Raw genomic sequence first — 14,522 nt, 5'->3', positions numbered from 1 at the left:
AAATGCTCACGACGCCGGACTCCCTGGCTACGTTGCCAGGTAGTCCAGTGCCGTGAGTGCCAAGGCGGCTGCGCCGTCGTGAATGGCAAGGTTTGCTGCGTCGCCGACGCAGTGCGCGGCGAACTCGGGTTGGTGGTTGGCTGCCGGGAAGCAGCCCAGTCCTATGTAGGGGTGGATGGCAGGAACCACTTGGGACACATTGCCCATGTCGGTGGACGCCCGGTTCATGGTGGCTTGTTCCGGGGGTGCATTGAAGTCGCGTCCCAGAGCCTGCGCGTGCTGCACGTAGAGCTCAAGTGCACGCAGGTCCGTGCGGAACTCTGAATATGGTTCCGACTCCGGAGTCACCGACAACTCGCAGCCCGATGCCAATGCCCCTGCTTCGAAGCACCGCTGTACCCGCTCCTCGAGCTCACCCAACCGCGCGAGTGACTCGGCGCGGACGTACCACCGGCCCTCGGTCTTTTCCGGGATGGCGTTGGGTGCTTCACCACCCCGCGTCTGGATTCCGTGGACCCGGGTGCCGGGAGGCAACTGTTGGCGCAGGAGGCCCAACGCCACCTGCGCAACAATGAAGGCGTCGTTGGCGTTCACGCCCTGATCGGGATACGCGGCCGCGTGAGCCGATTTGCCCCGGTATTCCACGTGGTTGTGGGCCACTGCGTAGGGACGGGCTTCTGCGGAATCGACCGGGCTGGGATGTGCCATCATGGCAAGGTCCAGGCCCTGGAAGGCTCCCTTCTTGAGGAGCTCGATCTTTCCGCCGCCGCCTTCTTCGGCTGGGGTTCCGTAGAGTTCCACGGTCAGGTCGTGCTCGGCAGCAAACTGCGCCAAAACCACGGCGGCACCGCACGAGATGGCCGTGATGATGTTGTGGCCGCACGCATGGCCAAGGCCCGCAAGAGCATCGTACTCGGCCATGAGCCCCACACGGTGTGAGCCCGTTCCGAAGACGGCGCGGATGGCGGTGGGAAAGCCCAAATACTCTCTCTCCACCTCGAAGCCGTGAGTGGACAGGTACTCTGCGGTCCAGCCGGCGGCCCGATGCTCCTGCCAGCCAAGTTCGGGGTTGGCGTGCAGGGTTTCGGAGAGATGGACCAAATGGGGTTGCTGTGTAGTGACGGAATCCAGCACCCGCTGGCGCTGGACTTCCTGAGTGGTGGGTGCTGTCTCAGCGCTCATCGCCGGCCACCCCGTAACTGACGGAAGCGGCGGGGTCCAGGCCGCGGACAACGTAGTCTTGGCGCTGCGGAAGCCAAACGTTCAGGAGCTCCTCGAGTTCCGCGATCGGGTGATCGTGCCAGTCCACCCGGAGGTCAGTGTCGCGCCAGCCGTGGCCGGACACCACCGAGATGCCGGCCGAACGCACGGGGCCTGCCTCGCCGCCGGCCGCCTCGGCCGCTCGAAGGGCAGCCATCAGCCGTACTTCCAGCTCTCCCGCACTGGCTTCAAAGGCGTCGCAGAGGGCTTGGGCAACACCCGGATGAGCGAGCATGTTGCCCGCGGCCACACTGTTGGCGCCCCGGCCTTCGCCCAACACGCCCAGCGTATGTGCGCCACTGAAGACGGCGGATCCACCGCATGCGTCCAGGACCACCAGTTGCCGGTAGTCCACCGCAGGTGATTCCTGCACGACGGCGTCAATCGCCTCCTGCGCGGAACAGCCCGCCTGGAGGCGGTCGAGCAACGCTGTTCCCAGCCGGGGATCGGTAATGTTCTGGGAGCTGACAGCGCCGACTCCATCACGCAGGTGCGCGCACCGCGCCGCAACGGCGGGGGAGGACGAGCAGACCGCCAAGCCAAACCTGCCGTGGCTGTCCGTGGCGGCAATGCTGAACGTCACTGCTGCCCCTCCGAGCTACCCGAGGAGAGCACTGCTGTGGCATCAATTTCCACGAGCCACTCCGGGCGGGCAAGTGCTTGGACCACAATGCCGGTCGAAACCGGGAACACGCCTTTGAGCCAGCGGCCCATGGTGCGGTAGACGGTTTCGCGGTAGCGCGGATCCACCAGGTAGACCGTGACCTTGACGATGTCTTCAAGGCTGCTGCCCGCCTCCTTGAGCAACATGTCGATGTTGGCCATGGCCTTCTCCGTCTGGGCTTCGACGTCGCCAATGCCCACAGACTCCCGCGTCTCAAGGTCCTGCCCGATCTGGCCGCGGAGGTAAACCACGCCATTGGCAACAACGGCCTGGCAAAGATCGTTGTCCAGGTTCTGCTCCGGATAGGTCTCTTTGGTGTTGAACGTACGGATACGTTGGTGTTTCATTTCGCGGCTTGCCTTTCGTTCCTTTAAGTCGGGTGCTCGTATCTTTCAGCTTCCTGTGGGGTTCTAAATCTGTCCAACAGTTCTTTTAGAACGATTGCATCGGCTTTTCTGATGCAGGGTGTATTCTCGTGGCATGGATGTGACCCTCACGCAGTTGCGCTACTTTGTGGAAGCGGCAGCCCAGCTGTCCATGACCGGCGCGTCCGTTCGCCTCAACGTGGCCCAATCAGCAGTCTCAGCAGCCATCGCCCAACTTGAGCGGCACGTTGGAACGCAGTTCTTCATCAGGCAGCGCTCCAAAGGCTTGGTGCTCACACCGGCAGGCGAGCTGTTCGTCAGGGATGCCCAAGCCATCCTCGCGCAGGTTGAGGAAAGCATTGACCACGCGCGGGGAGAACACCAAAGCGTCTCCGGACGGATCCGCATTGCCTGCTTCAGCACGCTTGCGCCCTTCCTGCTTCCCGGTATCCTGACCAAACTGCGGGAAGACCACCCCGCCCTTGAAGCGGAAGTCATCGAAACCGATACATCGGGCTGCATCGCCGCTTTGCTCAGTGGGCAGGCAGATTTGGCGCTGTGCTACGACCTCGACCTGCCCGAAGTGATAGCCAGTTCGGTGGTGGACACCGTCAGGCCCTACGTGGCACTTCCGCCAAACCGCAAGCTGGCCGGATCAAAAACTGTTCAGCTGTCGGCCCTGAGCGGTGAACCCTTTGTGCTGTTGGACTTGCCGCACACCCGTGATCTCATGCTCTCCATCGCCAGGCTGGGTGGCCAGGAGCCGGACATCAGGTTCCGTTCGGCCAGCTACGAAACCGTGCGGACTTTTGTAGCCCGGGGCCTCGGTTATTCCATCCTTCACCAGCGGCCACAGCACCAGTTGACGTACGACGGCGGCCAGCTGGCCGCCGTCGAAATCCGCGACGACGTGCCGGAATTGAAGACAGTCCTGGCGCACCTGAAGTCCCACCGCCCCACGGCGAGGGTGCGGGCGGTAGCGCAGGCGGTCAGGCACCAAATTGTGGCCGCCCGCTCGGCCAGAAGCTAGGCCGGCTGTTTCCGAACAGCCAACCGCGCAAGTGCACGCTCCACCAGATGTCGCTGCCGGGAACCAGTGACGGCATCGGGATCCAGCATTGACGTGACGTGCAAGCCCATCATGACGTTCAGCAGCTCATCGGCAACCGCGTCGGGGTCCACCAAAGGTTCGCATTCGTCGTCGTGCTCTGCTTGGGCAAGGAAACCCATCACCAGGCCACGCCAGTGCAGCAGGGCCTCCCGGCCGACGGAGCGCAGCGCGTCTTCTGTCTGTGCGCGCTGCCAGAAAGAGACTGCCACGCGGGCTTCCACCACAGTGAGGGGGTCCGCCGGGATGATTTCCAGGCACAACCTTCGAAGGGCTGCAAGGCCGCGCCGGCCGGCCGTGCCAGCGGCGATGCGTTCGTTGGTGCGGTCGCAGATCAGCTCATAGGAGGCCAGCAGGAGGGCGTCCTTGTTAGGGAAGTAGTGGGCCAGCACGCCCGGGGCTGCGTAGCCGCACTCCCGGGCGATGTCCCGCATGCTGGCGTTCTCGATGCCCTGCTCCGCGATCAGACGCCACGTGGTCTCGATGATGGAACGGCGACGTTCCTCGTGATCAACCAAACGGGGCATGCTGCTCCTTTGTTTCGGACGTTCGAATGGTGGTTCGTTTGCGCGGGTGGCCAAGGCGGGACCGTGAGCACCCTACCACTGCGGGAACGCCGGGGGCGCGCCCCCACAGTGGTAGTCGCGGGTGGAACCGTCAGTGTCCGCAGGAGCCGGCGTTCTGCTCTGCCGGAGCGCAGTGCCCGGCCGCGGACGATGGCACGTTGAGGGTGGGGTTCTGATCGAAGAAACCGTGCGGTTTCAGCGTGAAACCGGTGGTGTCAACGGGCATGATGGGCCAGTCCTCGGGGCGGGGGAAGTGGGTCAAACCAAACGAGTGCCACACCACGAGGTCCTGGCCATCGATGTCCCGATCCTGAGCTACGTAAGAGGGAAGCCCTGCACCTCCGGGGTGCTGGTTGACGAAGTCGCCGGCGGCGTAGAGTTCGTCCTCGGCGTGCTGTGTGACCCACAGGTGATGTTTGGCAAAGGCGGCCCGCGAGGCGATGGATGAGTCATCGGCCATGGCCAACGTGGGGTTGCCCTCCGGATACAGGGTGTAGCCCACGGGGTGGCCAAGGTGGTTCAACGAGTCCGGGTTGCTGATGTGCCACACCCTTCCCTTGGCGCCATCGGCGTCGCGGATTGCCTCCGATTCACGGGCCAACACTGTGCGCTTCTGGGTGAAAGCGTTGCCGTGGGGGTTTCCGGGTCCCTTGGGAAGCCGGATCAGGTCCAGTTCTTCAACCCGGTTCGTGTCGCCGTCGATCATCATGTCCAGCCGGGCGCTGAAGAGATGCTGGTGGTAAGGGGCGCCAAGGCCCGGAGCGATCTCCGATGCGTAGGCGTAGTCCTTATCCGGGAGCGCTGCCGTGAAAACAATGCCCGTGGCCTTCGCTTCGAATTCAATGGTGCCGTCCAGGTAGAGGTACCAGTAGAAGCCGTAGTCGTAATTGCCAACCGTGGTGAAGAAGGAAACCACCAGGCGGCGGTTGCGCCGAACCTCGTTGGAGCCGGCCCATTCGTCCGTGTGCTTCCAGAGGATCCCGGCGTCTTCCTCGTGGATGCAGATGCCGTTCCCGATCACCCGCGGATTGCCGAAATCATCGGCCACCACAGGGGACATGTAGGTGATGTCGCCCAGGCAGTCGCAACCGAGCTTGAGCGAGTTGGCGTCCCGGCCCACCAGGTACTCGCCGGAATCGAAGTAATTCTGCCAGCTTCGGTAGGGGGACGGGTCTCCGTAAGGAACCACCATTTCGGAGATGGATGCGCGGTGAACCACCGGTCGACGCCGTCCCAGGTGCGAGTGGTGAAGCTGGTGGAGCACCAATCCTTCGCGGGCGTCGAAACCTACGCGCAGGTCCCAGCCTGCCCATGACAGGTGATTGCCCTCCAGGGTGAAGCTGGGACCTTCGGGCTGGGTGATCTCTATCGGCTTCAAATCCGTGCGGAGCTCGCCGTGAATGGCGGGGTCCGTGTAGTTGCCGTTGACTTCCGGTACTGGAACCGGGCCGTCGTCGATGAGGTGGTTCACCCGTCGGTTCTCCACATCAACAAACGCCACCAACCCGTCAATCGGGTGGGCCCACGGGTGGTCTGCGGGGTGGTCCTGGCGGAATCCGAGGCCTCGAAGCAGCCGCTTGCCTTCCTCGTTCCCGTACTCGAAGACACCTGCGGAGAGGGGAGCGACGCGGACCTGGGCCGGGGTCAGGCCGCGGCTGGACAATGCTGCGATCCACTGCGGATCCCCGGCCAGGATGTCCTCGATGATCCCGAATTCCTCGAGGAGGACCGGCAATTGGCCATCGATCTGCGGGTTGAGTTCCCGCCGTTCCAGGACCAGGCCGGTGGTCAGGGACAGCCTGATGTCCAGCGAAAGCGACTGCGCGGCGTCCCAGAGCATGGCCCTGACCAGGCGTGGGGCATCAACGGCGTCTCCCTGCAAGGCGGCCTTGGGCGGTTCGATCAGGCCCAGGTAGGCGAAGCGGGTGGTCTCGGCGACGAGGCCGGCTTCTGCCAGAATCCGGCGGGCATGCTGGATCTCCTGTGCCGAGAGCTGGTCAAGCGGATGCTGTCCCTGGGGAGCCTGCGTCGTTGCGGCCAAGGGGGTGGTCTGAAGGGTCATGGCACTTCCTGAAGTCGAATTTTGATGGTACAACTGTTCAACCAACGCTTTGATGTTACCCACCTCACAGGCCGGCGTAAAGTCCTCGACCCAAATGGCGCCGGCGGCCAGGAGAACAATGAACCAGCAATTCCGCCTACCCTGGCGGCACGGCACCAGCGCGCCCGTTTCCGCAGGCGTTGTAGGTGTCGCAGCTGTGGGCAGCGCTGCAGCCCACGTGGTGGCAGCGGCAAGCGGTCCGGCAGGCGTGATGGCTTGGTGGATGGCGGCGATGGGCGCTGCGTGCTTGACGTGCGCCGCTCCCATGGCAGGTCCTCTCGCCCGGAGGAAGCGGCTCTGTGCCAGGCAGTCTGCCCCCCGCGCCGCCGGCCACCTCCTTGCCATGAGCGCAGTCATGATCCTTATCCATCTGGTCCTCCTTTTGGGGCCTGGCACCGTGTTTGGGCCTGGCAGCGGCCACCACGGCTACGCCCACGGTGCATCCACGCCGGACCACCAACCGGCCATGCTCGCCCTGATCGGCGTTGAACTGCTGTGCCTGATGGCCGCGTCGGCGGCCCTACGTATGACCCGCACCCAACACCACCGCTGAATCACCACCACTAAACCCCCACTACTGAACCCATCCAGGAGTCACCATGAACACCACCTCCACCACGTTGTCCTTCGACTGGCACAGCCGTGCCGACACCCTGGCGATTGATGGCAGGTCTTTCGTCGACGGTCGCCGGGCGGCATCAAGCACGAAACTTACCCGCCCTACCATCAGCCCGATTGACGGCCGCGTCCTCGCAGAGTTGGCCGCTTGCGGGTCCCGCGACGTTGATCGCGCAGTAGCTGCCGCCAGACGCGCCTTTCCTGAGTGGTCCCGGTTGGGCGCCGAAAAACGCAAGGGACTATTGCTGGCGTTGGCTGCCTTGATGGAGCAGCATGCCCATGAGTTGGCGCTGTTGGAGACGCTGGACAGCGGAAAACCAATACTTCAGACCACCACCGTGGACGTACCCGGTGCCATCTCGACACTCCGCTGGTATGCGGAGGCCGCTGACAAGCAGAGCGGGGAACTGCCGGCAGTTCCGCCCGGGGCAACAGCCTTGGTGACGCGGGAGCCCTTGGGCGTGGTGGCGGCCATCGTGCCGTGGAACTTCCCGCTGGAAATCGCGGTGTGGAAACTGGCTCCGGCGCTCGCCTCCGGGAACACCGTCGTGCTGAAACCTGCGGAGCAGACCTCCCTGAGCGTGTTGCGCCTCGCCGAGTTGGCCTCGGAAGCGGGGCTCCCGGATGGCGTGCTGAACATCATTACTGGCACAGGCCGGGAAGTAGGGGCGGCTTTGGCGCACCACATGGACGTCGATGCGCTGGCCTTCACGGGCTCCACCGCCGTCTCCCGCACCCTGTTGGAAGCCTCGGGTCGCAGCAACCTCAAACGGCTAAGCCTCGAAGCGGGCGGCAAGAGTTCAAACATCGTCTTTGCCGATACGGCGGACCTGCCTGAGGCGGCCGCCAAAGCTGCCTTCGGCGCCTTCTACAACCAAGGCCAGGTCTGCTCCGCGAACGCACGCATCCTGGTGCAGCGGGATATTTATGACGAGTTCGCTGCCTTGCTGGCAGAGGCGGCTGCAGGCTATCGACCCGCGGATCCGCTGGCCGGCTTGGAGGGCAATGGCGCCCTGATCAGCAGCGCCCACACGAACGACGTCGAAGGCTGGATTCGGCGCGGCCGCGCCGAAGGCGAGGTACTTTTCGGCGGTGAGCGGCGCGAAATCCAAGGTTCGGATGCCTACTTGGAGCCCACGTTGCTGGGTGGCCTGGGGTCGGACCACGACGTCCATCGCGAGGAAATTTTTGGACCGGTGGCCGTCCTGCACGCCTTCGACTCGGAGGAGGAAGCGGTGTATTTGGCCAATGACACGGACTACGGATTGGCAGCGTCCGTGTGGACCTCAAATCTGTCCCGTGGCCACCGGGTGGCTGGAGAGCTCCTCGCAGGAACAGTCTCCGTCAACACTGTGGATGCGCTGGGAAACACCACCCCGTTCGGGGGCTTCAAGCAGTCCGGATTCGGCCGTGATCTCTCCCTGCACGCCTTCGACAACTACACCGCGCCAAAGACTACCTGGATCCAGTTCGGCTGATTCATGGCATCTGGAAATCCGCTGATGTGCATCGCTATTCAATGGTTTACGTGATGCAGTTCACAGGCCTACGCTGGGTGTCACAGCAGACCAGGTTGGCGCCGAAGGGCTTGGGGGAGGCCCGCCAGAATCTGCCAGAATCCTTCCACTGTGTTAAGGACAACCTCACATGAAATCGATGCTTCGCTCCCGTCTTTTCGAAATCGAACAAGAATCCATCGCCCCCATTCCGGCCGAGGCGAGGCACGGTAAGTCCCGGGAACTCTTTACCATCTGGTTCGGAATGAACATGACGCCCCTAACGGTGGTCACCGGTGCAACTGCCACCACGCTGTTGGGCCTTCCCATGATCAGCTCCATCATCGCGATCTTCTTCGGCCATGCAATCGGCGGAATCGCCATGGCGCTGCATGCGGCCCAAGGGCCGCAGCTGGGCGTCCCCCAGATGTTGCAAGCGCGTGGTCAATTCGGTTCGCGCGGAGCCAGTTTGATCGTGGCGGTGGCGATCCTGATGTTCGTGGGGTACTTCTCCTCGAACCTGATCGTTTCCTCGGACTCGATCGCAGCGCTTTTGCCGGAGGCCAATGGAACTGCCATGATCATCGGCTGCGCTGTCCTCAGCTTCGTCATCGCTGCGTTCGGGTACAACCTGGTCCGGAAGGTGACGGCCCTGGGTGCATACGTGGTTGGCGCACTTGTGCTGGTTTCCTTTGCCGGCCTTCTTGCCAGCGGCGACTTTTGGGCCCAAATGAACCACGGTGAATTCACCTGGACGGGTTTCCTCGCGATGCTGGCAATCGGCATCGTGTGGCAACTGACATACGCTCCCTATGTGTCGGACTACTCCCGGTACATGCCTGCCGAGTCAGGTACCAAGGGAGCATTCTGGGGAACGTACCTGGGTTGCGTCACGTCGAGCGCGGTGCTGATGGTCCTCGGTGCCGGAGTTGGAATCGCCGTAGCCGGTGTGGATTCGATGACAGGGCTCCACGGCTTGCTCGGCCCGGCACTCGGTGCCGCGGTCATGGTGGGATTTGCTTTGGTGGCCGCCGCGGGAAACTCGGTGAATGCCTACTGCAGTGCACTATGTGCCCTGACGCTTGTGGAGACCTTCGTCAGCGGATGGCGTCCTGGAATCAAAGCCCGGCTGGTGACGTCCCTGGTGTTGCACGTGCTCGGTGTCGCCCTGGCCTTAACCGCCGCAACCAGCTTCGCATCCTCCTACTTCAGTTTCCTCAGCGTGCTCCTTTACGTGCTCATCCCGTGGTCTGCCGTCAACTTGGTGGATTACTACGTCATCCGACACGGCTCCTACGCAGTAGATGAGTTCTACGCTGCCGACGGCGGCCGCTACGGGCGCTGGAATGCAGGCTCTCTTGCTGTCTTCGCCATTGGCGTTCTTGCCCAGATCCCATTCATGGCCACTTCCTTCTATACAGGTGTGGTGGCGGAGGCTATGGGAGGAATTGATATCGCCTGGCTCGTGGGTCTTGGGGTCAGTTCGTTGGTTTACATCTTAATCGCCCGCACGGCCCCGGCGCTGATACGTCTCGATTCAGAGACTGAGATCAGCTCCATCGAAACCCAAATCCATGGAAAGTAATGACATGACCCACGCAGACTGGATCTTCAGCGGCGGCCCCGTACATACTCTGGATCCCCTCCAACCCCACACCGCGGCGGTTGCGGTGGCCCACGGGAGAATCGTGGCCCTCGGCGCCGACGCCGCGGCCTGGCGCGGTCCGGCCACGGAGCTCGTTGACCTCACTGGAAAGGCACTTCTTCCCGGCTTTCAGGATGCCCACGTCCACCCACTCGCAGGAGGGCTGCAAATGCTCGGCTGTGATCTCTCGGGGGTCCATTCCCTAGCGGAGTATCGCGTGCTGATTGCGAACCATGCCCGGGCCAACCCGGCTGCTGAATGGATCCAGGGTGCAGGCTGGTATGGAGACGTTTTCGACGGCGGCTTCCCGCATCGTGCGCTGTTGGACGAGCTGGTTCCGGACCGGCCCGTATTCCTGATCAGTCACGACGGCCACGGCGCCTGGGTGAACTCACGTGCACTGGAACGTGCCGGAATCACTGACACGACTCCCGATCCGGACGGAGGAGTCATTGCCCGGGATGGAGCCGGAGCCGCCACTGGCATGCTTATTGAACATGCGGCAGACCTCGTCTCCGCGCTGATTCCGGACCCGGACCAAAAGCATATCCGTCGTGCCCTTCTTGCAGCCCAGGCCTATCTGCACTCATTGGGTGTGACCGCATGGCAAGACGCCGCCGTCGGACACGCACTGGGAATGCCCGACTCCTTTGATCATTACCTGGCCTTGGAATCGGAGGGGCGCTTGACCGCCACCGTGACCGGGGCGCTCTGGTGGAAGCGGGACTGCGGTCTCGAACAGCTTGAACTCTTCAAAGACCGCCGTGCCACAGCGCGGGGACGCTTCCGGGCTACAGCCGTAAAGATCATGGTGGACGGCGTCTGCGAAAACCTCACCGCTGCCTTGACCCGGCCATACGACGGCCACCCCCATGAAATGGGCATGAGCCTGATCGAACCGGACGAGCTTGCACGAATCACGCGGGCCGTGGACGCGGAGGGCTTCGACCTGCACCTGCACGCTGTTGGTGACCAGGCCGTGCGGGACTGTCTGAACGCCCTGGACTTGCCGCGCCGCGCAGGGTGGGACCCGCGCCACCAGATCGCACACTTGGACTTGGTGGATCCGGCCGACGTCGACCGCTTCGCAGCCACAAGGGCGATCGCCAATATACAACCTCTGTGGGCCAGGCAGGATCCGGTGCTTGTTGAAACCAAGTTGCCATATCTCGACGAAGCCCACCAACAGGTGCACTTTGCCTTCGAGACCTTGCGCCGCGCCGGCGTCGACCTTGCCATCGGCAGTGACTGGCCGGTCTCCAGCCCCGATCCTTTATGGGGCATTCATACAGCAGTGAACCGCACGGCTCCGTCGGCGGACCCACATGCGAGCGACCCCCGATCGCAAACGGATCCGCTGTTACCCGCCGAAGCGATTGCCCTCGAGGCGGCTCTCGCCGCCTACACCACGGGTGCTGCGCGCGCTAACCGGCTCGACGCCGAGCGTGGCGCCATCCGGGTGGGCATGGCCGCTGACCTGGTGGTGCTCGACGCCGATCCGCTCGCCGTCGAGGCCGCCGTGCTGGGCGAAATCGGCGTCGAATTCACTTTCGCTGGAGGCCGCCCCGTACACAGCCGCGTCCATAATGGCGCCCTTCCCACCCATCCTGCTCAGTAGCAAACTTAAGCAGTAGCAAAGGATCGATCATGGATCAGCCAGTAGCCTCAACGCGGCTCGCGCAAGAGCAAAGCAAGCATCTGCAAAAATCCCTGGGCCGCTTCGACATTTTGTTGTTGGTAGTCGCCGCTGTTATCTCAGTGGAGGTGCTCGGCCAGGTCTCAGGCTTCGGCGGGGAGACCTTCACCTGGACGCTCATCCTCGCCGTCACGTTCATGGTTCCCTACGGGCTCATCTTTGCCGAGACGGGCGGCGCCTTCACGGAAGAGGGCGGCGTCTACGTGTGGACAAAGATGGCGTTTGGCCGGGTGGTTGCGGCCATCACGTCCCTCTTCACCTGGGTGACGCAGCCTGTGTGGGTCGGCGGCGCCATGGCCTTCGTGGCAGTGGAAACGTGGTCCGAGTACGTGGGCCATGTCGACGCCGGCAGCCCGGTGGATTACTTCTTCAAGCTGCTCTTCATCTGGATCACGGTTACTTCAGCGATCATCAGCTTGAAGCACGGCAAATGGCTGCCCTCACTGGGCGCCATCCTCAAAGTTGCGTTCCTGACCTTCTTCATCATTGTCACCATGATTTACGGGCTGCAGCATGGGTTCAACGGCTTGGACCTGGGCTTCTTCTCGCCGACGCTTGCCGGCTTCCTGGGCGTCACTCCACTGTTGTTGTTCTCATTCCTTGGTTTTGAGTCCGGAAACAGTGCTGCGGGGGAGATGAAGAACCCGGCCAAGGACGTTCCCATCTCCGTAGCCCGGTCCTCCATGATTGCGGCGGCGAGCTACCTGCTTCCCATCCTTGCCATCTTGCTGGTGGTTCCTCTGGACCAGATCACAGGAATTGGCGGGCTGTTCGGCGCAATCGCCACCGTCTACACAGTGTTTGGTCCTGCTGCTGAGATCATGCTGTCTATTTCCGCGGTGGTTTTCTGCTTCATCCTGGTTTCCCAAGGTGCCGCTTGGATGATCATCAGTGACCGTATGCAGGCCATGGCTGCGGCGGATGGCTCCTTCTTCGGCGGGTTCTTTGGCCGGTTCCATCCCAAACTGGGAACGCCCATCCGCGTCAATACCCTCTCAGGCGTGGTGGCGACGCTGTTCATGCTCGCAGCGATGCAGCTCAGCGGCACCAGCAGCGCACTGTTCGGCGTGGTGCTCTCCATCGCGATCTCGACGTTCCTGCTGAGCTACCTGATGGCAATCCCGGCAGCAGTGAAGCTCCGGAGCAAGTATCCCCAGGTTGACCGGCCCTTCAAGGTGCCGGTCTCCGATACGGGTTTTCGGATCCTCGGCTATATCTGCTTCGCGTGGATCCTGATCGGGTCTTGGGTGGCCATCTTCCCAGGAACACTGGATGTGCTTTTCGGCTTGCCGTACGACTTCGAGGCAACGTGGGGTGTCTCCCAGTTCACCTTCGAAGCCTTCGCCCTAGGCACCCTTGGATGCATCCTGGCGCTGGGGCTGGTGGGTTATGCCCGCGGCAAGAAGGTGCGTGACGCGGTAACGCCTGTGACCGAGACCGCCGAGCTGGTCAACGACTGACTGCGAAGCCGCCGGAAAAACGCGAAATCGCCGGAAGGGACCAGCGAACTGGAGCCCTCCCGGCGATTTCGGTGCACGCCCCCAGCGGTCGCCCCGAAGAACCCGGTCTAGCGGGTTTCGAGATCCTCAAGCGTCTTGCCCTTCGTGTCAGAGGACATCAGGGTGGCTACGGCTGAGACGAGGCAGATGCCCAGCGTGGTCAGGCCGATGACCAGGGGGATGTTCGCCGATCCCGGGGGAGCGATCGCAGTGAACAGGCTGGGGAAGAAGGACGCGATCATGAGCCCGATGTTCTGGGAGACCGCGAAACCGGTGACCCGCATCCGCATGGGGAACTGCTCCTGGAAGAACGTAGCGAATGTGGCGTTCCACATCTGGAAGAGGATGCCCTGCACGATCACCACGCAGAGGAACACCAGGGGCAGGCTGCGCTGTTCGATGGCCCACAGGTAACCCACGGTCAGCAATCCGCCGGCAATACCACCGGCCACCATCAGTGCTCGCCGGCCGATCTTGTCGGACAAGGCGCCGAACAGAGGGATCGCCAGTACGGCGGCCACGTTGGCTGCCAGGGTTACCCAGAGGAACTCGCTGCTGGAAAAGCCGATGCCGTAGCCCTTTTGGGTCGCGAAGGAGACGCCGAAGATGAGGGTGGCCATGCCGATCACGTTGGTGAAGGTCATGATGACGCAACGGACCAGAACCCAGGGGTGGGTCCGCAGGAGGTCCACCAGCGGGAAGCGTCGTTTGGTGTTGGTGTCTTCGGACTGGGCCAAGTACGCGGGAGGCTCTTCCACGCGGCGGCGGATGACATAGCCTGCGATGATCACCACGGCGCTGAGCAGGAACGGCAGGCGCCAGCCCCAGGAATGGAACTGCTCGTCGGGGAGGAAGGCGGCGAGCGGAATCAGTACTGCGGTAGCAAGGATTGAACCCACCTGCGTGCCCTGCAAGCTGAAGCTCGCGAAGAAGCCGCGCTTCGCATCCGGAGAGTGCTCCACGATCATCGCGCTGGCGCCACCGAGTTCACCCGCAACGGCGAATCCTTGAATCAGGCGGAGGATCACCAGGAGGACGGGAGCAAGCAAGCCAACCTGTCCGTACGTCGGCAGGAGCCCGACGGCAAAGGTAGCGAAGCCCATGAGCAGCATCGCGAAAACGAGCACCTTCTTGCGTCCGTGCCGGTCACCGTAGGCTCCCAGGATCACGGCACCGAGTGGGCGGGAAACGTAGCCCACGGCGTAGGTAGCAAGTGAGGCGATGATGCCGACGGTGGCATTCTCGGTGGGGAAGAAGATGGTGGGAAACAGCAGCGTGGCCGCCAGTGAATACAGGGCGAAGTCGTAATACTCCAGCGCGCTTCCGATCCAACCGCTCATCGCGGCCTTCTTCGGATCCTTCTGGCCGGTGGTTGGTTCGGGGCCGGTGGTGGGCTCGGGGGAGGGGACGGGATCCCTCCGGTGCGTGACTGTCACGTCGCTGTACTCCTCTGGCGTCGTTGGCAAGGAACAAGAACTCTTCCCATCCAGGACTGAACAAAGTG

12 protein-coding genes are annotated in these 14,522 nt (G+C 62.9%); 6 read left to right on the top strand and 6 right to left on the bottom strand.

Annotation, left to right across the window (positions count from 1 at the left end; all coding sequences use genetic code 11):
• Positions 1-27: 27 nt before the first annotated feature.
• Genes AB4Y77_RS17320 through AB4Y77_RS17310 form a run of 3 tightly spaced genes read right to left on the bottom strand, consistent with a single transcriptional unit; the run spans position 28 to position 2,271 of the window.
• Positions 28-1,182, bottom strand: a complete 1,155-nt coding sequence (locus AB4Y77_RS17320) for a M20 family metallopeptidase (RefSeq protein WP_442014780.1) — start codon at positions 1,180-1,182, stop codon at positions 28-30.
• A complete protein-coding gene (locus tag AB4Y77_RS17315) occupies positions 1,172-1,843 on the bottom strand; it encodes a DUF1028 domain-containing protein (protein WP_442014779.1) in 672 nt (223 codons plus the stop codon). Before AB4Y77_RS17315 ends, AB4Y77_RS17320 begins: the two co-directional genes overlap by 11 nt.
• Positions 1,840-2,271, bottom strand: coding sequence for a RidA family protein (locus AB4Y77_RS17310; RefSeq protein WP_311211409.1), 432 nt, complete (start codon positions 2,269-2,271; stop codon positions 1,840-1,842). Before AB4Y77_RS17310 ends, AB4Y77_RS17315 begins: the two co-directional genes overlap by 4 nt.
• Before the next feature lie 133 nt (positions 2,272-2,404).
• Here AB4Y77_RS17310 and AB4Y77_RS17305 point away from each other — a divergent pair, with 133 nt between their 5' ends.
• Positions 2,405-3,319, top strand: a complete 915-nt coding sequence (locus tag AB4Y77_RS17305) for a LysR substrate-binding domain-containing protein (RefSeq protein WP_442014778.1) — start codon at positions 2,405-2,407, stop codon at positions 3,317-3,319.
• Here AB4Y77_RS17305 and AB4Y77_RS17300 read toward each other — a convergent pair.
• Together AB4Y77_RS17300 and AB4Y77_RS17295 are read right to left on the bottom strand one after the other, a co-directional pair.
• Positions 3,316-3,924: a TetR/AcrR family transcriptional regulator gene (locus tag AB4Y77_RS17300; protein WP_311211407.1), complete on the bottom strand. Its 609-nt coding sequence runs from the start codon at positions 3,922-3,924 to the stop codon at positions 3,316-3,318. The two genes, AB4Y77_RS17305 and AB4Y77_RS17300, sit on opposite strands and share 4 nt — an antisense overlap.
• Positions 3,925-4,054: 130 nt before the next feature.
• The gene (locus tag AB4Y77_RS17295; protein ID WP_442014777.1) at positions 4,055-6,025 is read right to left on the bottom strand and encodes a primary-amine oxidase; all 1,971 of its coding nucleotides are present in this window, start codon (positions 6,023-6,025) and stop codon (positions 4,055-4,057) included.
• 118 nt (positions 6,026-6,143) lie between these two features.
• Between AB4Y77_RS17295 and AB4Y77_RS17290 the strand changes: the two genes are divergently transcribed.
• The 5 genes from AB4Y77_RS17290 (at position 6,144) to AB4Y77_RS17270 (ending at position 12,979) form a co-directional block, all read left to right on the top strand.
• Positions 6,144-6,617: a hypothetical protein gene (locus tag AB4Y77_RS17290; RefSeq protein WP_442014776.1), complete on the top strand. Its 474-nt coding sequence runs from the start codon at positions 6,144-6,146 to the stop codon at positions 6,615-6,617.
• 46 nt (positions 6,618-6,663) lie between these two features.
• Entirely contained in the window at positions 6,664-8,160 is a 1,497-nt protein-coding gene (locus AB4Y77_RS17285; RefSeq protein WP_442014775.1) for an aldehyde dehydrogenase family protein, read from the top strand.
• A gap of 169 nt (positions 8,161-8,329) precedes the next feature.
• The gene (locus tag AB4Y77_RS17280; protein WP_442014774.1) at positions 8,330-9,763 is read left to right on the top strand and encodes a purine-cytosine permease family protein; all 1,434 of its coding nucleotides are present in this window, start codon (positions 8,330-8,332) and stop codon (positions 9,761-9,763) included.
• A 4-nt stretch (positions 9,764-9,767) separates the two neighbouring features.
• A complete protein-coding gene (locus AB4Y77_RS17275) occupies positions 9,768-11,441 on the top strand; it encodes an amidohydrolase (RefSeq protein WP_442014773.1) in 1,674 nt (557 codons plus the stop codon).
• A gap of 29 nt (positions 11,442-11,470) precedes the next feature.
• Positions 11,471-12,979 (top strand): APC family permease, encoded by a 1,509-nt coding sequence (locus tag AB4Y77_RS17270; protein ID WP_442014772.1) that lies wholly within the window; start codon positions 11,471-11,473, stop codon positions 12,977-12,979.
• 107 nt (positions 12,980-13,086) lie between these two features.
• Here AB4Y77_RS17270 and AB4Y77_RS17265 read toward each other — a convergent pair whose 3' ends face one another.
• Positions 13,087-14,454, bottom strand: a complete 1,368-nt coding sequence (locus AB4Y77_RS17265; protein ID WP_442014771.1) for an MFS transporter — start codon at positions 14,452-14,454, stop codon at positions 13,087-13,089.
• Positions 14,455-14,522 lie beyond the last annotated feature (68 nt).

The sequence above is a fragment of the Paenarthrobacter sp. YAF11_1 genome (assembly GCF_052113445.1).
In the GTDB taxonomy this organism is placed as follows: Bacteria; Actinomycetota; Actinomycetes; order Actinomycetales; family Micrococcaceae; genus Arthrobacter.
This window is presented reverse-complemented; position numbering and strand designations above follow the sequence as displayed.